Source organism: Massilia sp. NP310, assembly GCF_019443485.1.
GTDB classification, from domain to species: Bacteria; Pseudomonadota; Gammaproteobacteria; order Burkholderiales; family Burkholderiaceae_D; genus Telluria; species Telluria timonae.
The window spans coordinates 176204-197862 of record NZ_CP080379.1; the positions used below are offsets into that span (position 1 = coordinate 176204).

Sequence of the window (21659 nt, forward strand, 5' to 3'; positions counted from 1 at the left end):
GATTCCGCAGCTAGATCCAGTATTCGGTCAGGCGCGACATCATCTCGCGCAGCCGATCACCCCAGGGCCGCCGCTTCCAGTCGTCGAGCTTGATCTCCTTCGAGTGGCGCAGGTCTTCCCTGAACGCCGCTTCCATGTCGCGTCCGAAGTGCGGATCGAGCACCACCACATTGACCTCGTAGTTGTGGATGAAGCTGCGGCGGTCGATATTGGCCGAGCCGATCGACGACCACATGCCGTCGATGACCGTGGTCTTGGCGTGCAATACCGCCACCTGCAGCTGGAAGATGCGCACGCCGCCCTCCAGCAGCTCGTGGTAGAACGACTCGCCCGCATACTTGATGAAGTCATGGTCCGACACGCCCGGCAGCACCAGCTGCACGTCGACCCCGCGCTTGGCCGCCGCGATCAGGCCGTCGACGATCTGCCGGTCCGGCACGAAATAGGCGGCCGTCAGGTGGATCGATTTCTTCGCTTCGCCGATCGCCAGCACCAGCGACTTGTAGATTTCCGAATCGCGGTCGGGCGAGGTCGCCAGCACCCGCACCACTTTCTCGCCCACCGGGGCGAGCTTGGGGAAGTACTCGACCTGCGGCAGCTCGCCCGCGTCCTGGTGCACCCAGTTGTCGATGAAGGCCCACTGCAGGGCGCCGACCGCCGGTCCCTCGATCTTGATGTGGGTGTCGCGCCAGCCGACGTCTTCCTCGTTGACCTTGCTGGCGCGCTTGTTCGAGCGGAACAGCGAGCTGTTGGCATAGGTGCTGCTGATGTTGATGCCGCCGGTGAAGGCGACCTTGCCGTCGACGATCATGATCTTGCGATGGTCGCGGTTGTTCAGCGCCCATTTGCCGGGCCGCTTGGTAGGATTCACCGGATTGAACACCAGCACATTGATGCCGGCCTGTTGCAGGCGCTCGAAGAATTCCTTCGGCGTGGCCAGCGTGCCGACGCCGTCGACGATGATGTTGACGGTCACGCCCTCGGCGCGCTTCTGCATCAGGATTTCGGCGAACTGGGCGCCGATCTCGTCATGGTCGAAGATATAGGTCTCGAGGTTGATCGAACTCTTCGCGTTCTTGGCCGCCTCCATCATGGCGCGCATGGTGGCCGGGCCGTCGAACAGCAGCGAGACCTGGTTGCCGGCGATGAGCGGCACCCCGGTGGCCTGCTCTTCGAGCACCGCCAGCTGCTTGAGGTCGGGCGAGGCGCGCGCCCAGCGCCGCTTGAGCAGCGCCGCTGCCTGCCCGTCCTTCAGTTCGCCGCGTTGCGTGGCGACGGTGGGCACGGCCTTGTCGGGCGCTCCGGCGATGGTGCTGCGGTCGGGCAGGGCCTTGCATGAGGCGACCACGCAGACGAAAGCAATGAAGCCGAACCAGGCGGCGAAGCGCTTCTTGTTCATTTTGTTCCCCTCGAGGACTCGGTATCGGGCGGCGGCAACTGGCGATGCCGCGGGCCCAGGAAGAATTCGACCGGCGAATAGGCGAAGCGCCGGCCCAGCGCCTGTACCAGCAGGATCCAGCGCTTGAAGACGATCTTGCGTGCGCGCAGCGCCACCCACAGCGCCAGCCCGAAGCTCACCAGCAGGTTGACGGTGCCGATCAGCAGCACGCCGGCGGTGGCGTTGGCGATCTGGGCCCAGCTCATGCCGTAGTCCAGGGCCACCAGGGCGGTCGCGAAATTGGCGGCCGAGAAGGTGATGTGGCGGATGTCGATCGGCAGGCCGAGCAGGAAGCCGATGGTGCCGGTGGTGCCGAGCAGGATGCCGAAGAAGAAGTTACCCATCAGGCCGCCGAGATTGTCCTCGACATAGCGGCCCAGGCGCGCCACGCGCTCGGCGCCCAGCAGGCGGCGCAGGCCGCGGATCTGCTGCACGCGCTGGCCCATGCGCGTGTACAGCGCCTTGTTGTCGTAGTAGCCCGAGATCAGGCCGGCCACGAACAGCCAGACGCCGGCGACGGCGGCGTAGAACAGGGCCGGGCTGTGCAGCGGGTCGATGTCGTTCAGCAGGTGCAGCGCCTTGATCGGGTCGACCAGGTGGTGGCCGGTGTGCCAGCGCACGAACTCGGCGATGCCCAGGGCCACCGGAAAGGCCACCAGCACGTTGCCGAGCACCGCCACCATCTGGGTGCGGAACACTTTGTTGACCAGTTCGGCCAGCTTGTCGACGTCGATGCCGCGCCCGCTGGCGGAGCGGTGCAGCGAGGCCGCGATGCGCTGCGCCGTCATGGCCGGCTGCTTGGTGGCCACCGTGAAGTGCAGCATGTGGATCAGCACGAAGCCGAGCGAGTAGTTCATGCTGAACAGGAAAGCCTCGACCAGCGGCGGCGTCCTCAGGTACCCCAGCAGGATCTTGAACAGCGCCATGAAGCCGACGATGAAGCCGGCGCCGGACGAGGACCACAGCATCTTGCGCAAGTCCTTGCGGTCTTCGGCGATGTAGTGCTCGCCGGTGCGGCTGGCGTTCTCGGTGACATTGCGCGCCAACAGGTGCACGTTGTCGCGCACCAGGCCGCTGACCTGGTACTTGGTGTTGTGGGCCTCGATCAACTCCTCGGCCAGCGAGATCGCGGCGCGCTGGCGCGGGCTGAGCAGCGCCGCGTCGGGGACCGCCAGCTGGCCCGGCTTGTCAGGTTGCGGCGCCACCGGCAGCAGCACCTCGCCGTCGACCACCAGTTCGTCCATCACTTCCAGCACCGGCGCCGGTGTCGAACCCTTCTCGTCGACGTCGACCAGGAACAGCAGCTTTTGCAGGCGGTCGATGCTCTGCTGCACCGCCACCAGCAGGTAGGTGAGGGCGATGCTGGTGCCGTTCGACAGCGCCAGGCGCCGGATCTTGAGCACCACGTCCTCGCACTGGTCGAGCATCACCAGCAGGTGGCGCGCGTCGTCTGGATGCTCGCGCTCGCCGGCCAGATAGCGCGCGTATTCGTCGAGGTAGCGGTTGGCCTCGATGTTCTGCATCAGGAAGGGCGAATCGAAATTCTCGATCTGGCTGTAGCTGTGCACCAGGCGCGGCTCGAGGCCGAGCGCGCAGATGCGGCAGGACAGGGTGCGGATCGCGTCCAGCAGGCCCTTGAGCGTGACCAGGCGCGCGCGGCCGGGCGCGCTGTCGTCCGGCGGCGGGGCATTGGCGATCACGTCGAACAGCTGCATCCAGTCGCTGTCGGGCACCGCACGGATCCATTCGAAGTCGTCCTCGCGGTACAGCACCTGGTCGAGCGCGTCCGATAAATACAGGTTGTCGAGCGCGGGCGGCAGGAAGCGGTAGGTGATGCGGCTCTTGAGTTCGGTGACGAAGCCGTCGTTCGACAGGATCCCGATATCGCTGTAAAGACTGGTGTGCCGCCGCTTCTCGAGCAGGGTCGTGAGGTAGCGGCGCAGCGCCCAGGCCTGGGCCGGATTGCCCTTCAGGAGTTGGGTCAGCGTGCGCACCGCCTGGGCCGGATCGTCGCCGTCCTGCCACACCCAGCGCTGGCGCGGGCGCAGGTGGCAGACCAACTCGACCAGCAGGTCGATGTCGTCGCTGTAAGGATCGATCCGTTCGAGAGTAGCAAGCATGAAAACAATTTTTACCGGAAAGCCATAGTGTACGCGACGAGGCCGGTAAATATGGTGTGGCAGCGAACAGTAGGTCGGTGGGTGAGCCATCCTCGAGGCGGTCCTGCAATAAAAGTCTTGCTCTTTCAGGAAGTTCCCTGGAGTATCTATCGTCACGCCACGCGTACTCCGGCGCCTGGCGGGGTATTGACGGGGCGGTAACGTCAATATGGAGATAGGACGGTATGACTGGACAGTTTGAGATGGCAGATGTCAGCTTCGTTGCCCGTATCGTGGTGGGCAACGATGACCCGCGGAATATGCGTACCGAAGAAGAAATTCGGCAGCAGATGGAACAGGTCAATCGATGCCTGACCGGAACACCACGCGGCCATATTATTGGCATGGAAAGGGGCGGCGTCTCACATATGCTCGGTGAGCAGCAGGTGGTGTTGCAGTATTCGGTGTATCACATAGGTTTTGCGCGCAAACCGTTGTTCATGGACGAGCAGGCGCACTCGGCGCATGCCGAAACGGCATCGACGGCGCATGTCCCCGTTGCTCAGCCTGCGGGTGTGTCTGCACCTACCGTCGAGCCGACCAGACCACCTGAGCCAGTCAGGCAGCCCCCGACGGCGAACGAAGCAGCCGTGCAGCAACCACATGACACGAGCGCAGAGGTATCGGGCAATGGCATTACGCTTGACCAGTTGAAGGCAATCCTGACTGGCAGCGACGGCGATGCACTTGCAAAAATATGGCTGGAACCGTTGAATGCGGCGATGCAGGCCTGCGACATCAACACCCCTGTGCGCCGGTCGGCCTTTCTTGCCCAGGTGCTGGCCGAGTCGGATGAGTTGCAACACGTCGAAGAGCCGTTGAACTATCGCCCCGAGCGCCTGCTTCAAGTCTGGCCACAACGTTTTCCCGACGTACAGACAGCCGCCGCATATGGTCACAACCCCCAGGCGATCGCGAATAGACTTTACGCCGATCGCATGGGTAACGGCGACGAAGCCAGTGGAGACGGCTGGCGCTACAGGGGCCGTGGCCTGATCGCGATAACCGGACGCCAGAATTATGCCGCGTTCGCTCAGAGGGCAGGTCTGGACGCTCTGGCGCAGCCGGACCTGTTGTTGGCGCCCGAAGGCGCCGCCCTGTCGGCGGCATGGTTCTGGCGTGATTGCAGGCTCAACGAGCTTGCCGATCACACTGCCAGGCCCGACGGGAGCGCGCGGTTCGATGAGATATCCCGGCGTATTAGTGGGGGAGCCAGTGGATTGGATCGACGCAGGAGCTACTGGCAGCGTACACGTGGCGCGCTCGGCGTGGGGTGAATCATCGAGATCCTTTCGGTTTGCCGGTCCATACAGCCTACTGGACGCAGGCACACCAGTGCCGATACACTGGAGTGCTCTGCACTGGAAGGAAGCCATGTACCTCACTTATTACAACGGCCAATGGGCTGAAGGTAACACCCCCCTGTATGGCGCGATGGACCACAGCCTGTGGCTCGGTTCGTCCGTGTTCGACGGCGCGCGCGCGATCCGCGGCAAGCTGCCCGACCTGCGTCCGCACCTGGAGCGCGTCATCGCGTCCGCCGAAAAACTGGGCCTGCGCTGCCCGCTGACGGTCGAAGAAATGGAAGCCCTGGTGCGCGAAGGCGTGGCCAAATTCCCGCATGATGCCGAACTCTATATTCGTCCGCTGGTGTTCGGCTCCGAGGGCTTCCTGATCCCGGTCGCCGAAAAAAGCCAGTTCGCGCTGACCCTGTTCGATGCGCCGCTGCCGCCGTTCACCGGTTTCTCGGCCTGCCTGTCGACCCTGCGCCGTCCGCAGCCGAACATGGCGCCGACCGACGCCAAGGCCTCGGCCCTGTACGCCAATTCGACCCGCGCCATGCGCGAAGCGAAAGAGCGCGGCTTCGACCAGGCCATCATGCTCGACGCCGAAGGCCACGTGGCCGAATTCGCGGCGTCGAACCTGTTCCTGGTGACGGAGGATGGCAAGGTGGTGACGCCGGCGTTGAACGGCACCTTCCTGGCGGGGATCACCCGTGCGCGCGTGATGGCGCTGCTGGCCGAGGCCGGCGTGCAGGTCGAAGAGCGCAGCGTCAAGGCCACCGAACTGAATACCGCGCGCGAGATCTTCAGCACCGGTAACTACGGCAAGGTCACGCCGTGCACCCGTTATGAGGAGCGCACGCTCGAAGCCGGCCCGGTCGCGCGCCAGGCGCGCGAGCTGTACCTGGCGTTCACCGAAGCGGCGTGATATCGCCGCATCGGGAATGAAAAAGGCCGGCATCGCCGGCCTTTGTCGTTGATGGGGGGGCGATCAGCCGCGCGCCGGTTCGGCGACGTAGATCTCGACGCGGCGGTTGCGCGCCTTGCCCGCGTTGTCGTTGTTCGAGGCGATCGGTTCGCGCGAGCCGCGGCCTTCGATGGTGATGCGGTTCGGGTTCACGCCGCGGCCGGCCAGGTAGTCGCGGGTGCGCGAGGCGCGGTCGACCGACAGCGGCTGGTTGATCGAATCGCTGCCGGTGCTGTCGGTGTGGCCGATGATGACGACGTTGGTGTTCGGGTTCTCCTGCAGGGTCTGCGCGAAGCGCTGCAGGATCGGCTGGAAGTTGCCCTTGATGTCGGAGCGGCCCGTGTCGAACGAGATGTCGCTCGGGATTTCCAGTTTCAGGCGGTTGTCCTGGGTCTGGGTCACTTGCACGCCGGTGCCTTGCGTGGCTTGTTCCATCTGCTGCTTCTGCGCTTCCATGCGCTTGGACCAGATGTTGCCGATCACGGCGCCCGCGGCCGCGCCGATGGCGGCGCCGCCGGCAACGCGGCCGCCGCCGCCGCCGCTGGTGGTGCCGCCGATCAGGCCGCCCAGGCCGGCGCCGATGCCGGCGCCGGTCGCGGTGCCGCGCTGGGTGGCGCTCATGTCGGCGCAACCGGTGGCGGTCAGGGCCACCATGGCGATGGCGGCGGTGGTTTTGATGAAGTTTTTCTGCATCGTGGAACTCCTTAAGTAAAAAATCCGTTTCGTCGTCACGCCCGAATCAGGCGCGACCGCGAAACGGATTGGGTCTTGCGACAAGCGTCACTTGTCATTTTACTGCTATATGCCGCGTCCGCTGATCAGGCGAACCAGGATCATGATGACGGCGACGACGAGCAGGATGTGGATGAAGCCGCCGATGGTGTACGAGGTCACCAGGCCGAGCAGCCACAGGATAACGAGAACGACAGCGATGGTATATAACATGGTGGATTCTCCTCTACTGTTTGCGCTGGTTGCGCTGTGATTCCAGTATGTACTTGCACACCGTTGCGTACCGTTCGATGGCGTACATTATGCGCAACTTTTTCGCTTTCGCAAGCCGGGAATCCAGCCCATCATGCCCACCAGGCCGGTGCAGCCGATCAGGCAGGTGAGCAGGCCGCCCGCGATCAGGAACACGATGTCCTGCGGCTGCAGGTGCCCGTTGCCATCGGGCGCTGGTCCGGCCGACAACAGGCCGAACAGAGTGAGTACGATTCCCCAGACGATGATGCCGATCCATGCCATGCTGTTCATGCGCTTCTCCCACGATTGATGGTGTCCCGCTTTTCATTGCAGCGTGATTCGATTGTCGGGTCAGCTCATCCATAATTCCGTGCGTTGGCGCACATTGCATTCAGGAAAAAGTTTGGCCGGGACGCTTGCGCAATCCCGGCCATGTGCTAGCCATGCAGCCTGCCTGAGATCAGGCCATCCCGCTTATGCCACCGAGCGCAGCCGTCCTTTGACGATGCGCACGCGGTCGCCGCTGCGCCATTGCGGCTGGCTGTTCTGGCGGAAGGTGCGCAGGGTGCCGTCGTCCAGGCGCACCCGGATCTCGTAGCTGGTGGTGGCCTTCATATTGCCTTCGACCTGGTTGCCGACCACGGCGCCGCCGATCGCGCCGGCCGCGGTGGCCAGGGTGCGGCCAGTGCCGCCGCCGACCTGGTTGCCCAGCAGGCCGCCGATGACGGCGCCGCCGGCCGCGCCCAGGCCGCTGCCTTCGGCGCGCTGGGTGATGGTGCGGACCGATTCCACGTTGCCGCAGTTCGAGCACCAGTCGCGCTCATTGGCGGCGACCTGGGTCGGCTTGCTTTCCTTGACCGGCGTTGCCGCGACCGGGGCGGCGGCCGGCGCAAGCTGCTGCACCGGGGCCGCGGGGACGGCCTGGGCCGGCGCCGGCGCATAGGCCTGCTGCTGCGCCTGCTGTGCCGGCGCGAGCGGCGCGCCCGGATAGGCGGCATAGCCCGGCTGCTCGGGGACATCCTGCGGCAGGGTGGACGCCAGGGCCTGGCGGTCGGCTTCGGTCAGCTGGCGGTTGGCGGTGCCGCCAACCGACGAGGGCAGCCAGCCCATGATGGCGGCGGTGCCGACCAGGCAGAACAGCACGACCGCAGCCGCCGCCAGCAGCAGCAAGGGATGGGTACGGTTCTTGACGGGATTGTGTGGGGGCGTATTCATCTTTATTCCTTTCGTATGGCGTTGACGCCTCGGTACGATGATTGTCTTCAGGAACAACCCAAGGTTCCGTGCGTCACCGTACATACTCGCTCATGGGGCGGCGGTTACGCTGACTGAAATTGTTTGCAAATGTATCTGGAACGGGGCGTATCCGGCTTGCGCTGCGTACTGATCCTTACAATTTTTTCCTGAGGAAAGAATGAACTCTGCCGTCCACCCGCCCGTCGCGGAGTGCCACAGCAATCTGCTGCTGGCGGCTTTGCCGTCGCAAGAAATCGCGCGCATGTTGCCGATGCTGGACCAGGTCAGGGTGGAGGCGGGGCAGGTGCTGTGCGAAGCCGGCGATCCGATCGAGCACATTTATTTTCCGCACGATTGCCTGGTGTCCCTGCTGGGCGTGGCCGAAGGACGCATGACGCTCGAGGTCGGCCAGGTGGGGCGCGAAGGCATGCTGGGCGTGACCAGCGCGCTGGGCCACGACACGACCCAGGTGCGCGCCGTGGTCCAGCGCGCCGGCAACGCCAGCCGCATGGAGGGCGCGCGTTTTCGCAGCGAGGTTGAGCGCAATCCGGCGCTGCAGAAGGTGCTGTACCGGTATACCGACGCGCTGCTGGCGCAGGCGATCCAGATCGCCGTCTGCAGCCGCTTCCACGTGCTCGAGGCGCGCCTGGCGCGCTCGCTGCTGGTCACGCGTGACCGCCTGCAATCCAACAAATTCCACCTGACCCATGAATTCCTTGCGCATTCGCTCGGCGTGCGCCGCGTCGGCGTCACCAAGGCCGCCAGCGCGCTGCAGCAGCAAGGCCTGATCGACTACAGCCGCGGCAATATCGAGATCCTCGATCCCGAAGGCCTAGCGGCGGCGGCCTGCAGCTGCTATGCGATCGTCAGGGAAGCCGGCGCCATGCCGGTGGCGGACGTGCCGGTCCCGGACGTGCCGGTACCGGACGGTCATGCCGGTTGAGCCGGCGGGGACGCTGCGTTCCTGTAATCAACCCTGCCCGGTTCTCCCTCGAGGACACGTTAAAACACAAACGCCCGGCAAGCCGGGCGTTTGGTGTCGGACGAGGACGTCGATCAGTTGGTGGTCTTGACCTGGTTGCCGATCACGCCGCCGACGGCCGCGCCGCCCACGGTGCCGAGCGCGCTACCGCCAGTCACGGCGCCACCCAGCACGGCGCCGGCGCCGGCGCCGATGGCGGTGTTACGGTCTTGCTTCGACATGTTCGAGCAGCCGACCATGCCGAAGGCGGCGGTTGCCAGGGTTGCGGTCACTACCAGCGATTTGATGTTTTTCATGATGATCTCCTTTGATGGGGTTACTTCAGGCGCAAGTCATTTCTGACCGATTTGACGCCCTTGACGGTTCGCGCGACCGAGGCCGCCGCTGCTACGCTGTCGGCCGAGCTCACGAAGCCGCTAAGCCGGACAATGCCTTGATACGTGTCGACATCGAGATCGGAAACCGTCAGTTCAGGATCGAGCTTGATGGCGCTGCGCACGCCGGCACTGATGGCATCGTCATCGACGGTCTCGACGCTGCCGAAACCGGGAATGCCTGAGGCACAACCTGCCAGCGGTCCGCAAGCCAGGAAGGCCAGCAGGACTGGAATGCTTGCATAACGCTTGATGCTCGATTCGTTCATTCGGGTATATCGTTTCTCGGTGACTTGGTCCAAGACTAGAGTCCGTTGCCAATTTGATCTGTTCGGCAACACACAATCGGCATGCCGTGTTGTTACAGGGTGTTTCAGCGGCGCGTGTCGCCGCCTTCATGGATGCGCTGTTCGGCCGCCGTGAAATGGGGGCGCTGTCGAAGATGCCGGGCGCCGCGCTCGGTTGAACCTCCCCAGTTATTGCGGAAGGCGTCGGTGGTATCCATCGATGTTTCATACGTGTACGCCGCCGCTTTCAGCGCCCGCGCCGTGCCAGTCACGATACTGCTCAGGCCATCGGCACACTCGGCAGTTCGGGCAACTCCACGCGAAACGATGACAGCGCCGGCATCAATGTGCGTCAACGAACTGAGTGCCGGGCATAACAGGTTTATAACGTTCTCTACAACACTTCCCCAGGAGAATATGCGATGAATAAACATCAAACGATGACCGGGCTTCGCCTCAGCTGCGCCGCTGTTGTGCTGACACTGACCGCGTGCGCGAGCCCCGACCAGGCCCCGGCGACGGCCGACGTGGCGGTCTCGCGCCACGCGGTCGAGAACGCCGTGTCGGCGGGCGCCGCCGAACTGGCGCCGGCCGAGATCAGCGCCGCGCGCGACAAGATGGGCCGCGCCAACCAGGCCCTGGCCGCGCGCGACTACAAGCTGGCGCGCGAGCTGGCGATCCAGGCCCAGGCCGACGCCAAGCTGGCCCAGAGCAAGGCCGTGTCGGCCAAGGCGACCGCCGCCTCGACCCAGCTGAACGAAGACCTGCGCGTGCTGCGCGAGGAAGTCGATCGCGCCAACAGCCAGTGAGATGAACCCTTGAGGTCCGCATTGAACGCATGAGTCCGCGCCGTCGAACGGCGCTTCAACAAGAAGAGGAACAAGAACATGAAAAACCGTAAATCCGCCGTTTCGATCCTGGCCGCCGCCGTGCTGGCCGCCGCCTGCGCCAGCGCCCCGATGACCACCGCGACCCTGGACCAGGCACGCGCCGACTTCGTCAGCGCCAACAACAATCCGCAGGTGTCGACCTATGCGCCGATGGAGTTCAAGCAGGCCAGCGAAGCGCTCGACCAGGCCAACCAGGCCGCGCATCGCCGCGAAAGCCTGGAAGACATCGACCGCCTGGCCTACGTCGCCAAGCAGCGCATCGCCACCGCGCAGGAAGTCGCCAAGGCCAAGGCCGCCGAAGCCGACATCGCCGACGCCGCGCGCCAGCGCGACCAGGTGCGCCTCGAAGCGCGCACCGCCGAAGCCGAACGCGCCAAGCGCGAGGCCGAAGCCGCCACCGCCGCGGCCCAGCAGGCGCAGGCCCAGGCCCAGGCCGCCCAGCAGCAGAACGCCGCCCTGTCCGAGCGCGCCGCCCACCTGGAAGCCTTGCTGAACGACATCCAGGCCGTCAAGACCGAGCGCGGCTATGTGGTGACGATCGGCGACGTGCTGTTCGCCACCAACCAGGCGACCCTGAATCCGAACGGAATGTCGACCCTGCGCAAGCTGGCCGACGTGATGCGCGAGAACCCGGACCGTACGGTGTTGGTCGAAGGGTTTACGGATAGTACCGGCAGCGCGAGCTACAACCAGGACCTGTCGCAGCGCCGCGCCAACGCGGTCGCCAGCGCCCTGGGCGAGATGGGCGTGCCGCGCGACCGCATTTCGATGAAGGCTTACGGCCAGGCATTCCCGGTGGCGTCGAACGACAACGCATCCGGCCGCCAGCAGAACCGCCGCGTCGAGATCGTGCTGTCCAACGATGGCGCGCAGATTCCGCCACGCGCCGCAATGCGTTGAACCACGCCGAACACTGATTGAGGGAACACCATGGAACAGACGAACAACCTGGCACACGGCTTCGACATCGCGGCGATCCGCCGCGCGGCGGCCAACCTCGATGACGGCGCCGTCACCGAGGGTTACCAGGCCGACCGCGAAGCGGTCATCGCGATGCTCAACGACGCCCTGGCCACCGAACTGCTGTGCGTGATGCGCTACAAGCGCCATTACTACACGGTGGCCGGCCCCAACACGGGTCACATCAAGGCCGAGTTCCTCGAGCACGCCCAGCAAGAGCAGGACCACGCCGACCGTATCGCCGAACGCATCGTGCAGCTCAACGGCTCGCCGAACTTCAACCCGGCCACGTTCACCGCGCGCAGCCACGCCGAGTACGACGAGTCCGACGACGTGCAGGCGATGGTGCGGGCCGACCTGATCGCCGAGCGGGTGGCGATCGAGTCCTACCGCCAGATGATCGCGGCAATCGGCGACAAGGATCCGACCACGCGCAATATGCTCATCGACATCATGGCGGTCGAAGAAGAGCATGCCGACGATTTGCGCGACTTGCTGGCCTGAGGCGTCAGGCTGGTGCGGACCCTGGCCAGGCCCGGGCCCGTGCCGGGTTGTTCGCATCCGGTTTTTTCAATGATTTTCAGTGACAGGAGTAGAACATGCTAGAAACTTCCCGCAATACCAACGGCAGCATGCACCCGATCAGCGGCAGCACCTACGCCACCCAGTCCGACATGAAGGCGCTGGTGCGCGATGCCCAGTCGATGCTGACCGCGGCCGCTTCGCTGACCGGCGAAAAGGCCGAGGAGCTGCGCGCACGCGGCATGGAGCTGCTCGACCGCGCCCTGGGTGGCGCCAGCCTGCTGCCGACCCAGGCCGTGGAAAAGGGCAAGGAACTGGCCCACACGGCCGATGTCTACGTTAAGGACAATCCGTGGCGCACGATGGCGATCGCGGCCGGCGTCGGTGTGCTGCTCGGCGTCCTGCTGAGCCGCAAGCAATAAGGCCGGGGGACTGACGTGGATAAACAAGACGCGATCGTACATAACCCTGGTGTCATCAGCGGCATTTCCAGCCTGTTCAAGAGCCTGTTCGGGCTGGCGGTCTCGCGCGTCGAACTGGCGGCGCTCGAGCTGTCCGAGATCCGCAACCACGTGATCGAGCTGCTGGCCATCTTCGCGGCGGCGGTGCTGGCGGTCTGGTTCGCCATCGCCTTCGGCGCCATGACGGTGGTGGCGCTGGCGTGGGACTCGATGGGCTGGACCATCCTGCTGATCATGTTCGCGGTCTTCGCCCTGATCACGGCGGTGCTGGTGACGAAGGGACTGGCGCTGCTCAAGCAGAACAAGCTGGCCTTCCCGGCGACGATGAAAGAACTCAAGAACGACCGCGAAATGCTGTTGTAAACGGCTGTGATGAGCGCCTGCCTCGACGGGCGATCGCAAGCGGCGAAAACAAGCGGTGTCACCAAGGGAGAAAGTATGCAGAATCAAAACGGAACGACAGGATTGGCCGGTCACCAGCACAGCCTCGATCCGGCGGTGCGCAAGGCGGAGCTATTGCGTGAAGGTGAGTTCTTCCGTGCAGGCGTGGCGCACGCCAAGGCCAGCATCCAGTACGGCATCAAGCCCGAAGTCATGCTGCACTCGGCAATGGATCACGCGACCTGGGCCTTGCGTGCCCGGGCCGATGCCTTGCTGAAGCCAACCGGAACCAATGTGTCGGTGCTGTTGCCCTATGCGCTGGGCGTGGTCAATTTCGTGCGCCAGCGCCGGCTGGGCAAGCAAGCGGCGGGCGCCGCCCTGGTGCTGGGCGCACTGGGCTGGTACGTCAATCGCAAACGGGCGCAGCAAATACCAGAATAAGGGTAAGCTGTCTTCGAAACGTTGCCGCGAGGAGTTTTGCGGCAACCGCCAGCCGGAACGCCGGTTGGAACGTGTGGTTGAAACGTGCAGTTGAAACATGAGCGATCGCGCCGCCATCAAGAACGACAGGGCGGATCGTGTTCTACAGAATATGGTGGGGCTTGAGCGGCGTCGCAATCGGGGATTGGACGCCGTCTTTTTTTGTCCTTTGCAGATCATTTCCCGCTTGTCGCACTGGGCATCGCACTGGGCATATAACGCACGCCACGGCCGGCGGTTGACGTATGGCGTGCCTCTTCTTCGACATCTTTCCCTGCGCAGGGACCTGTTCGAGGGCTGCACGACTTGCGCTCGGCGGACGCTCAGAAGCAGGCTCATACGGTATGCTGGGGTCAACACCGATCCCCGAGGCGCAGCATGCATCCGTCCAATATCGTCCTGCTCGAATTCCATCCTGAACGCGATGACCTCAGCCCCGGCAAGGAGCTGCGCAACGGCCTGTCGGTGGCCCTGCGCATGGGTGACACCTTATGGGTGGCCAACGACGAGTCGCTCACCATCGAGCGCCTGACCCTGGCGGCCGAGGACAGCCGCGGCAAGACCAGTTTTGCGCGCGCGCACCACCAGTTCGCGCTGCACGACTTCCTGCAGCTGCCCTTGCCACCGCATGACGAGGAAGGCAAGCGCATCAACGAAGCCGATATCGAGGGCCTGGCCAGCGACGGTGACTACCTGTGGCTGACCGGCTCGCACAGCCTGCGTCGCAAGCAGCCGGACGCGGGCGATGGCGTGCGGCGCACGCACAAGCGCCTGGCCAGCGTCAGCGCCGATGGCAACCGCTACTTGCTGGCGCGCATTCCCCTTGTCAGGCAGGACGGCGGCTTCACGCTGCAGAAGGAAGCCGCGCACAAGGGCAAGCGGCGCACCGCGGCGCTGCTGCGCGGCGACGAGCACGGCAACGAATTGACGGGGCTGCTGCGCCAGGACGAGCACTTTGGTCCCTTCCTGGCCATTCCCGGCAAGGACAACGGTTTCGATATCGAGGGCATCGCCCTGGCCGGCGAGCGCGTGTTGCTGGGCTTGCGTGGCCCGGTGCTGCGCGGCTGGGCCGCGATCGTCGAGGTGGCGCCGGTCGACGATGGCGAAGAAGGCTGGCTGCGGCTGGCGCCGCTCGACGACGAGGGCGCCCTGTACCGCAAGCATTTCCTCGACCTGAACGGCCTGGGCATCCGCGACCTGTGTGTGCAAGGGAAGGATCTCCTGATCCTGGCCGGGCCGACGATGGATCTCGACGGGCCCGTGGCGCTGCTGCGCTGGCCGGGCGGGGCGCGGCCGGACAAGGCCTCGGTGGTGGGTCAGGACACGCTGGAACACGTGCTGGCGCTGCCGTTCGGGCAGGGCGTCGACCACCCCGAAGGCATCTCGCTGTTTTCGAGCCAGGACGGGCGCGAAGAGGGACTGCTGGTGGTGCACGACTCGGCGTCGCCCAGCCGCCAGATCGGCGACAGCACCCTGGTGGCGGACGTGTATCCGCTGCCGCCGCGGCGCAAGAAGAAGTAGGCGAAAAAAAGCGGCCACCGGGATGGCCGCTTCGTCGATGCGCCGATTGTCCCTATTGCCGTGGCATCGGCTTGCCGAGCTGGGCGGTCTCGCGCTGCCAGGTGGCGCGCGCCTCGTCCATGCACGACTTGCGTTCGGCCGCCGGCGCCTTGCGGCAGGCGTTCTGCGCCTCCTGCAGCGCCGCGCCGAGTTCCTTGCGCAGCGTCTGCTGCTGGGGATCGTTGCGATACCAGCGCTGCGGGTCGCCTTGCGCGATCTCCCGCGCCTGCTGGCGGGCGACGGTCGGGTTGACGGTCGCGTCGGTGCCGGCCTCCAAGGTATCCTGGGCCGATGCCGCGAAGGCGACGCCGGCCAGTGCGCAGGCGCAGGCGCCACGCGCGATGCGGGTGAGAATGGTCATGGTTGCCTCCAGCTGTTCGATGGCCGGTGCGCCGGCCGGATGTGCGTGAGGAGGGCGGGAGGCATGCTCCCGTCCGCCTCGTGCCGGTGGATCAGTAGCGGTAGACGCGGCCGTCGACGATGCGCACGCGGTTGCCCACGCGCAGATCGTAGGCGCTGTCCTGGGTCACGGCGCGGTATTCGCCGTTATCCATGCGCATATTGATCTGGTACATCTCCGGACCCGCGGCATTGCGGTTCTTCTCAACGTTGTTGCCGACGACGGCGCCAGCCAGGCCGCCGGCCACCGTTGCCGCCGTACGGCCGCTGCCGCTGCCGATCTGGCTGCCGGCCAGTGCGCCGACCACGCCGCCCAGCACGCCGCCGGCGCCGCTGGTGCGGTTCTCGCCCTGGACCACCTGGATCGATTCGATCACGCCATAGCCGGCAGAGGCGGTGCTGCTGCCCGAGCCGTATCCATTGTTGTAGCCGTAAGGCTGGGAGCTGTTGCTGGCGCAGCCAGTGAGAAGCGCGCCGGTCGCGAGCAGGGCGACGATAAATTTGCGGTTAGCATTCATGTTGTTCTCCTGACAAAAGTATGAATCCAGAATAGTCAGGTGACCAGAGAGGGTCTGTGCGTTGCCGCACCCACCTTGTTCCGAGGGTAGAGCCTGCCGCTATCACTATGCTGGAGGTGGCCGATCGGCTCGCGCAATCCCGCTTCCAGCGTTTGGCTTGTTCTATGTCTACCCATCTATAGGCGTGCGCCAAGAGTCTGTTAGTTGTGTTCGGCATCGAACAGAAACCCGCTGCACGGCATGTAAAGATGTCTCCAATGTTGACAAATGGAGAACAAAAACAATGAAGACGTCGCATGCGCTCCTTCTGATCGGTGCAGCTCTCGGCTGGGCTGGCCAGGCTGCCGCCCAGCAGCCGGAAGCGAAGACCGTCTACCAACAGGCGATGGACGCCGCCGAAGCCGCTTACGACGCCGCCAAGGCGCGCTGCGACGTGATGGCCGGCGTCCCGCACGAGATCTGCGTCGCCGACGCCCGCGCCGCCCGCGTGCGCGTCGAGGAAGAAGCGGGCGCCGCCTACAAGAACACGCTGGCGGCCTATACCCAGGCGCGCATGCGCATCGCCTCGGCCTATTACGAGCGCGACAAGACGCGCTGCGGCGCCGCAGTCGGCAACGACCGCGACGTGTGCCAGCGCCAGGCCAAGGCGACCCTGGTGGCCAGCCAGGCCGACGCCCGGGCCGACCGCAAGGCGATCGAGGCGCGCCTCGAAGCGCAGGGCGCCAAGATCGACGCCGAATACCGCGTCGCACTGCAGAAGTGCGATGCCTTCGCCGGTGACGTCAAGGAAGGGTGCATCAGCACCACCCGGACGGCCTACGGCAAATGAAAGAACCTGCGGGCCGGATTGCCGGCGCCGCCCAACCCGCCCGCAAGGGTATTGCACCACCATGACTATCAATAAGGAGCCATCATGAAAATCGCCAAGAACCTCATCTCCGCCGCTTTCGTCGCCACCGTCGCCATCACCGCCGTCGGCTGCTCGTCGACCAACCAGCAAGCCAGCACCGGCGAGTACATCGACGACGCCGTGATCACCACCAAGGTCAAGGCCGCCCTGGTCAATGACCCGAACGTGAAGGCACGCGAAGTCAACGTCGAAACCTTCAAGGGCGACGTCCAGCTGTCGGGCTTCGTGGCCGATCCACGCGACGCGCAGCGCGCGGTCGAGATCGCCCGTGGCGTCAAAGGCGTGACTTCGGTCAAGAACGACATCCGTGTGAAATAATATGCGGATAACCGGGGCGGCCCGGCATCTCGTTCAGGCATACCATGCAGCTAGCACCAACCGATCCGGCCACGCCGGCAGCATCCAACCCTTCGCCTGAACCAGCCGCCCCCGACGCCGCGCGCGCGGACACGCGCGCGGCCGGCGACGACATCGCCTTGCACATCGGCGGCATGCGCGTGCCGCTGCACGTCAATGCGCGCGGATTGTCGCTCGGCATCCTCGCCACCATCGCCTTCGTGTTCGCGCTCCAGTGGGCGCAGAAATTCTTCGTGCCGCTGCTGCTCGGCATCCTGATCGCCTATACCCTGAATCCCGTCGTGCGCTGGCTCGAGCGCTGGCACGTCAAGCGCATCATCGGCGCCACCCTAGTCACGGCCGTGATCGTGGGCGCGATGGCGGGCACCCTGTACCGGCTGCAGGGCGAATTCTTCAACATCCTCGATGAATTGCCGACGCTGACCCACAAGGTCACGCGCATCCTCACCAATACCAGCGGCCAGCGCTCGACCCTGCAGCAGATGCAGGCGGCGGCGGCCGAGATCGAGCGCGCCGCGAGCAACGTCGGCGCCGACGCCAAGCGCCTGGCGCAGCAGCGGCGCCAGTATCCGCCGCCGGCCGCCGCGGCCAGTTCGCCGATCCGCGTGATGGACTGGGTGCTGGCCGGCTCGATGAGCCTGGCCGCCTTCATGTCGCAGGCGACCATGGTGGTGTTCCTGGTGTTCTTCCTGCTGCTGGCGGGCGACACCTTCAAGCGCAAGCTGGTCAAGCTCACCGGCCCGTCGCTCACACGCAAGAAAGTCACGGTCCATATCCTGGACGACATCAATACCTCGATCCAGAGCTATATGTTCATGCTCCTGGTGACCAATATCCTGCTCGCCCTCTTGATGTGGGGCGCGCTGCGCCTGATCGGGCTCGAGAACGCCGGCGCCTGGGCCGCCTTCGCCGGCGTGGCCCACCTGATGCCGTATTTCGGCCCGCTCGTCATCACGGTCGCGACCGGGCTGGCGGCTTTCCTGCAGTTCGAGACCCTGAGCATGGTAATGCTGGTGGGCGGCGCCTCGATGGCGATCGCGACCCTGGTCGGCATGGTCGTCGCCACTTGGATGACCGGCAAGATCGCGCGCATGAACCCGGCGGCGGTCTTCGTCAGCCTGCTGTTCTGGGGCTGGTTGTGGGGCGTCTGGGGTTTGCTGCTCGGTGTGCCGGTGGTGATGGTGCTGAAGGTGGTGGCCGAGCGGGTCGAGGGGATGGAAGTGGTGTCGGAGCTGCTGGGCGAATAAGCGCCGCAGCCGCCGCGCGGGCATGCCGGGCCGGCCGGCCCGGCATGGTTTTTTACGCGGTGTTGGCTTTCGGTTCCACGCCCGTCACTTCCTTCGGCTTGTTGTGCAAGCTGCCCATCTGCAGGGCATACTGGCGCGCGAACTCGGCGCCCAGGAAGAAGATCTGCGCCGAGTAATACACCCACAGCAGCAGCGCGATCAGCGAACCGGCGGCGCCGAAGCTGTCAGTGGTGCCGCTGTTGCCGATGTACAGCCCGATCCCGAATTTGCCCAGCGTGAACATCGCCGCCGTGCCGAGCGCGCCGATGGTGACGTCCTTCCACGACAGCCGCACGCGCGGCAGCAGCTTGTAGATCACGCCGAACAGGGTGGCGATGACCAGGAAGCCGATGCCCGAGGCGATCCAGCCCATGATGATGGCGGCTTCCTGCCACACACCGGTAATGAACTTCTCGGCCACCGTGGTGGCGGCGCTGACGACCAGGGACACCATCAGCAGGAAACCCAGCACCAGGACCATGCCGAACGACAGCAGACGGGTGCGGATCGTGTTCCAGATGCCGGCGTCGGCCGGCGCCGGGAGGCCCCAGATCTCGTCCAGGCTGTCCTTCAGCTCGGAAAACACGGTGGTGGCGCCGACGATCAGCAGCACGGTGGCGACGATCGTGGCGAAGCGGCCCGTCTCCTTGTTCTGGGCGCCGGCCAGGATGGCCTGGATCGTGTCCGCCCCCTGCGCCCCCAGCAGCCCGCGCAGCTCGGCCAGCAACTGGCCTTGCGCGGCTTCCTCGCCATAGAAGAAGCCGGCGACGGCGATCACCAGCACCAGGATCGGCGCCAGCGAAAACAGGGTGTAGAAGGCCAAGGCTGCGCCCTTGCTGGAGGCACGGTGGTCCAGCCATTCCGTTACCGCGCAGCGCAGGACTTTCAGAATCTGGTGCGTGTAAGGGAACCATTTCTTAACTGCCATATCCCATCCTCCAAATGAAAAGGGGGCCGAAGCCCCCTGATTCAGCGTCGCCGCGACCATCCGCTTTCCCGGCTGCCGTACGGGACGGCGCGCGGGAAGGCGAGTGCGTCGGGGCGGTGTCGCCTACCGTATTACTGCTGCACTGGCACTTCGACCGTGATCTGGTCGACTTCAACGCGGCGGTTTGGCTCCAGGCAAGCGATCAGCTGAGCGCGGTTCTTCTGGTTGCACTCGACCAGCGGGTTGGCTTCGCCCTTGCCGATGGCGCGCAGACGGTTGCCGTCGATGCCCTTGCCGATCAGGTATTCACGCACGGCGTTGGCGCGGCGCTCCGACAGCTTCTGGTTGTACGATTCCTTGCCCAGACGGTCGGTGTAGCCGGTGATTTCGACGTTGGTGACCGAGGTGTCGGCCTGCAGGGCAGCGGCGATCTCGTCCAGCTTCGGCGCCGGGGTGATCACTTCAGCCTTGTCGAAGGCGAACAGCTTGGTGGCTTCCAGGGTCACTTTCTGGAAGCGCGGTGCTGGTGGTGGTGGCGGTTCGACTGGCGCCGGTGCTGGAGGCGGAGCCTCGACCACTGGGGCTGGAGCCGGTGCCGGTGGCGCTGGCGGCGGGTTGAACGCGTAGTTCAGGCCGACGGTCAGCATCTTGTTGTTGCTGCGCTTGAAGCCGAATTCTTCGTCATCACGCAGGAAGCCGCGCACGGTGCGCAGGTCAGCCTGCAGCGACCATTGCGGGGTCAGGCTGGCCTGGAAACCGATACCGACGGTAGCGTACGGCGAGTTTTTCTCGACGTTGCGCAGTGGGTTGTTCACCTTGTCACGCTCGGCGCCCAGGCCGAACAGGACGAACGGACGGAAGCGATCGCGGCTCAGCATCAGCAGGGCGTCGACGCCCAGCAGGGTCTGACGATACTCGCTTTGGCCTTGCTCGAAGCGGGTCTGGCTGGCGCCGATCTGGATGTCCCAGTTCTGGTGCACCGCCTTACCGAACTTCAGGCCGCCACCGGTGTCGCGATCGTCCACGCCGAAGTCGGCATCCGGCTTCACGTGGTTGACGCTTGGCTGGATGTACCACGACGGGTTGATCTCTTGGGCGAGGGTGGCGCCGGATGCGCACAGCAGTGCGGCAGCCAGGGCGATCTTCTTGGTATTGTTCACAGGTAACTCCCGTAGGTTAAAGTTGATGACAACGCATACGTCAGCAGCGATGTTGGATAAAGCATAACAGTGCAAGTTCCGTCAGCTCGGTGCGGTAGCGCACCCAACGTGGAAAGGCTGTGCGATTTTACAACAGTAGTAAAAACTCCACATTTCCAAGATGAAACGAACTGTAACGACACTGTCATGTACAGAGCGTACGTGCGGCGCGCGCGCACTGTCATCCGGCTGTCATGCCGACATATTTATATTAGGGGTGTGACATGACGTCCTGACATGCCGCGACGTGCGCGCATGCATGCCAAAAGAGCGCTTGCGGTTTCCGTGCTGGTCCGCGCTGGAAGGGGGCGACAAAAAATGCTTTCAGGAATGTTGTCGAATGTTGGATGGCGCACAGACCATGGTGTCTGATGCAGGCAATCTTGAGTCCAGTTAAGCGGAACCGAGATGTTGTCAGGGTGTCATACGACACACAGCGACCCGGACCACACAGTCTCACTCTCTATATTGGAGCTCATCGATATGCATGCAACGACTCAGCACAACGCGGTCCCAGGCGAAACCGGCGCAGTGCACACTTCCAGCAATTCGGCGCTGATCGAGCGCGTCCCACCACAACCGACCGAGCGCGCCCCGATTTCGCTGGCCCCGATCGAGCGTGTGCGTTCGACCTCGGCCACCCAGCGTCGCATCGAAAACATGCAAAAGCTGATCAACGAGTTGTCGAACCACGAAATGCTGGCCGACGAGATCGCATGGTTCCTCAAATTCTCGCCATCGGGCGCCCGCAAGTACATCCGCGACCTGCGCGAAGCCGGCGTGATCGAACTGGCGCGCTATATCGAAGGCACCGCCACCTACCTGGGCAAGGCCGTGTACCAGATCTCGCCAGATCCGGAGCGCGTCAAGGCCTTCCTGGCCGCCATCTGCCAGCCGAAGCGCGAAGGCGCCGCCCCACGCAAGGAGCGTCCAGGCCTGCGCGAACAGAATATGGCAGGCAGCGGCCGCCATTTCCACATCCTGGCCGATGACACCCACTACGCGATCCGCGTAAACCGCAGCCCGGTCGCCCGCGACCCGCTGGTGGCGGCCCTGTTCGGCCCGGCGCCAGGCCAGAACGCCCCCGCCGCCAAGGAACGCGCCTGAGTGCGCGCC

The 21659-nt window shown here is 64.8% G+C and carries 27 protein-coding genes; 14 read left to right on the forward strand and 13 right to left on the reverse strand.

Features of this window, described 5'->3' with window-relative positions; all coding sequences use genetic code 11:
- Positions 1-10: 10 nt before the first annotated feature.
- Both cls and KY496_RS00805 read right to left on the reverse strand, forming a co-directional pair.
- On the reverse strand, positions 11-1399 hold the full coding sequence (gene cls / locus KY496_RS00800) for a cardiolipin synthase (RefSeq protein WP_219863436.1): 1389 nt from the start codon (positions 1397-1399) through the stop codon (positions 11-13).
- On the reverse strand, positions 1396-3558 hold the full coding sequence (locus tag KY496_RS00805) for a site-specific recombinase (protein WP_005671370.1): 2163 nt from the start codon (positions 3556-3558) through the stop codon (positions 1396-1398). Before KY496_RS00805 ends, cls begins: the two co-directional genes overlap by 4 nt.
- Positions 3559-3800: 242 nt before the next feature.
- On the opposite strand from KY496_RS00805, the gene KY496_RS26980 reads away from it, so the two are divergent.
- Together KY496_RS26980 and KY496_RS00815 are read left to right on the forward strand one after the other, a co-directional pair.
- Positions 3801-4874, forward strand: coding sequence for a hypothetical protein (locus KY496_RS26980; RefSeq protein ID WP_229409939.1), 1074 nt, complete (start codon positions 3801-3803; stop codon positions 4872-4874).
- Positions 4875-4971: 97 nt separating this feature from the next.
- Complete coding sequence (locus KY496_RS00815) at positions 4972-5808, forward strand: branched-chain amino acid aminotransferase (protein ID WP_005671366.1); 837 nt, start codon at positions 4972-4974, stop codon at positions 5806-5808.
- 63 nt (positions 5809-5871) lie between these two features.
- Here the strand turns inward: KY496_RS00815 and KY496_RS00820 are convergent, their stop codons facing one another.
- The 4 genes from KY496_RS00820 to KY496_RS00835 all read right to left on the reverse strand — a co-directional run bounded on the left by KY496_RS00820 (position 5872) and on the right by KY496_RS00835 (position 8028).
- Entirely contained in the window at positions 5872-6540 is a 669-nt protein-coding gene (locus tag KY496_RS00820; protein ID WP_005671364.1) for an OmpA family protein, read from the reverse strand.
- Between the two features lie 105 nt (positions 6541-6645).
- On the reverse strand, positions 6646-6792 hold the full coding sequence (locus tag KY496_RS00825) for a lmo0937 family membrane protein (RefSeq protein ID WP_005671362.1): 147 nt from the start codon (positions 6790-6792) through the stop codon (positions 6646-6648).
- Between the two features lie 87 nt (positions 6793-6879).
- Positions 6880-7104: a hypothetical protein gene (locus KY496_RS00830; RefSeq protein WP_005671360.1), complete on the reverse strand. Its 225-nt coding sequence runs from the start codon at positions 7102-7104 to the stop codon at positions 6880-6882.
- A gap of 183 nt (positions 7105-7287) precedes the next feature.
- Complete coding sequence (locus KY496_RS00835; protein ID WP_005671358.1) at positions 7288-8028, reverse strand: glycine zipper 2TM domain-containing protein; 741 nt, start codon at positions 8026-8028, stop codon at positions 7288-7290.
- A 199-nt stretch (positions 8029-8227) separates the two neighbouring features.
- Between KY496_RS00835 and KY496_RS00840 the strand changes: the two genes are divergently transcribed.
- Positions 8228-8992: a Crp/Fnr family transcriptional regulator gene (locus tag KY496_RS00840; RefSeq protein ID WP_005671357.1), complete on the forward strand. Its 765-nt coding sequence runs from the start codon at positions 8228-8230 to the stop codon at positions 8990-8992.
- 113 nt (positions 8993-9105) lie between these two features.
- On the opposite strand, the gene KY496_RS00845 is transcribed toward KY496_RS00840, so the two are convergent.
- The 3 genes from KY496_RS00845 to KY496_RS27260 form a co-directional block, all read right to left on the reverse strand.
- Positions 9106-9327, reverse strand: a complete 222-nt coding sequence (locus KY496_RS00845; RefSeq protein ID WP_005671353.1) for a glycine zipper 2TM domain-containing protein — start codon at positions 9325-9327, stop codon at positions 9106-9108.
- A 20-nt stretch (positions 9328-9347) separates the two neighbouring features.
- Positions 9348-9674 carry a BON domain-containing protein gene (locus tag KY496_RS00850; RefSeq protein ID WP_005671351.1) on the reverse strand — a complete coding sequence of 109 codons (327 nt, stop codon included), beginning with the start codon at positions 9672-9674 and terminating at the stop codon, positions 9348-9350.
- A 104-nt stretch (positions 9675-9778) separates the two neighbouring features.
- On the reverse strand, positions 9779-9910 hold the full coding sequence (locus tag KY496_RS27260) for a hypothetical protein (RefSeq protein WP_267877514.1): 132 nt from the start codon (positions 9908-9910) through the stop codon (positions 9779-9781).
- A 204-nt stretch (positions 9911-10114) separates the two neighbouring features.
- Here KY496_RS27260 and KY496_RS00855 point away from each other — a divergent pair, with 204 nt between their 5' ends.
- The 7 genes from KY496_RS00855 to KY496_RS00885 all read left to right on the forward strand — a co-directional run bounded on the left by KY496_RS00855 (position 10115) and on the right by KY496_RS00885 (position 14907).
- Entirely contained in the window at positions 10115-10501 is a 387-nt protein-coding gene (locus tag KY496_RS00855; protein ID WP_005671349.1) for a DUF4398 domain-containing protein, read from the forward strand.
- 78 nt (positions 10502-10579) lie between these two features.
- The gene (locus tag KY496_RS00860) at positions 10580-11482 is read left to right on the forward strand and encodes an OmpA family protein (protein WP_005671347.1); all 903 of its coding nucleotides are present in this window, start codon (positions 10580-10582) and stop codon (positions 11480-11482) included.
- A 30-nt stretch (positions 11483-11512) separates the two neighbouring features.
- Positions 11513-12046: a bacterioferritin gene (locus tag KY496_RS00865; protein WP_005671345.1), complete on the forward strand. Its 534-nt coding sequence runs from the start codon at positions 11513-11515 to the stop codon at positions 12044-12046.
- 95 nt (positions 12047-12141) lie between these two features.
- Positions 12142-12486 (forward strand): YqjD family protein, encoded by a 345-nt coding sequence (locus tag KY496_RS00870; protein ID WP_005671343.1) that lies wholly within the window; start codon positions 12142-12144, stop codon positions 12484-12486.
- Positions 12487-12501: 15 nt separating this feature from the next.
- A complete protein-coding gene (locus KY496_RS00875) occupies positions 12502-12888 on the forward strand; it encodes a phage holin family protein (protein WP_005671341.1) in 387 nt (128 codons plus the stop codon).
- Positions 12889-12963: 75 nt separating this feature from the next.
- Complete coding sequence (locus KY496_RS00880; RefSeq protein WP_005671339.1) at positions 12964-13347, forward strand: hypothetical protein; 384 nt, start codon at positions 12964-12966, stop codon at positions 13345-13347.
- 417 nt (positions 13348-13764) lie between these two features.
- Complete coding sequence (locus KY496_RS00885) at positions 13765-14907, forward strand: DUF3616 domain-containing protein (protein WP_083415542.1); 1143 nt, start codon at positions 13765-13767, stop codon at positions 14905-14907.
- Between the two features lie 52 nt (positions 14908-14959).
- Here KY496_RS00885 and KY496_RS00890 read toward each other — a convergent pair whose 3' ends face one another.
- Together KY496_RS00890 and KY496_RS00895 are read right to left on the reverse strand one after the other, a co-directional pair.
- Positions 14960-15307 carry a hypothetical protein gene (locus KY496_RS00890; RefSeq protein ID WP_219863438.1) on the reverse strand — a complete coding sequence of 116 codons (348 nt, stop codon included), beginning with the start codon at positions 15305-15307 and terminating at the stop codon, positions 14960-14962.
- Positions 15308-15398: 91 nt separating this feature from the next.
- On the reverse strand, positions 15399-15863 hold the full coding sequence (locus tag KY496_RS00895) for a glycine zipper 2TM domain-containing protein (RefSeq protein WP_005671333.1): 465 nt from the start codon (positions 15861-15863) through the stop codon (positions 15399-15401).
- Positions 15864-16146: 283 nt separating this feature from the next.
- Between KY496_RS00895 and KY496_RS00900 the strand changes: the two genes are divergently transcribed.
- From KY496_RS00900 to KY496_RS00910, 3 genes are all read left to right on the forward strand, one after another.
- The gene (locus tag KY496_RS00900) at positions 16147-16692 is read left to right on the forward strand and encodes a hypothetical protein (RefSeq protein ID WP_219863440.1); all 546 of its coding nucleotides are present in this window, start codon (positions 16147-16149) and stop codon (positions 16690-16692) included.
- 84 nt (positions 16693-16776) lie between these two features.
- A complete protein-coding gene (locus KY496_RS00905; protein WP_005671329.1) occupies positions 16777-17091 on the forward strand; it encodes a BON domain-containing protein in 315 nt (104 codons plus the stop codon).
- A 44-nt stretch (positions 17092-17135) separates the two neighbouring features.
- Positions 17136-18377: an AI-2E family transporter gene (locus KY496_RS00910; protein ID WP_005671328.1), complete on the forward strand. Its 1242-nt coding sequence runs from the start codon at positions 17136-17138 to the stop codon at positions 18375-18377.
- Positions 18378-18429: 52 nt separating this feature from the next.
- Here the strand turns inward: KY496_RS00910 and KY496_RS00915 are convergent, their stop codons facing one another.
- Together KY496_RS00915 and KY496_RS00920 are read right to left on the reverse strand one after the other, a co-directional pair.
- Positions 18430-19344 carry a YihY/virulence factor BrkB family protein gene (locus KY496_RS00915; protein WP_005671326.1) on the reverse strand — a complete coding sequence of 305 codons (915 nt, stop codon included), beginning with the start codon at positions 19342-19344 and terminating at the stop codon, positions 18430-18432.
- A 131-nt stretch (positions 19345-19475) separates the two neighbouring features.
- Positions 19476-20504, reverse strand: a complete 1029-nt coding sequence (locus tag KY496_RS00920) for an OmpA family protein (protein ID WP_219863442.1) — start codon at positions 20502-20504, stop codon at positions 19476-19478.
- Positions 20505-21026: 522 nt separating this feature from the next.
- Between KY496_RS00920 and KY496_RS00925 the strand changes: the two genes are divergently transcribed.
- The gene (locus tag KY496_RS00925; protein WP_005671321.1) at positions 21027-21650 is read left to right on the forward strand and encodes a winged helix-turn-helix domain-containing protein; all 624 of its coding nucleotides are present in this window, start codon (positions 21027-21029) and stop codon (positions 21648-21650) included.
- Positions 21651-21659 lie beyond the last annotated feature (9 nt).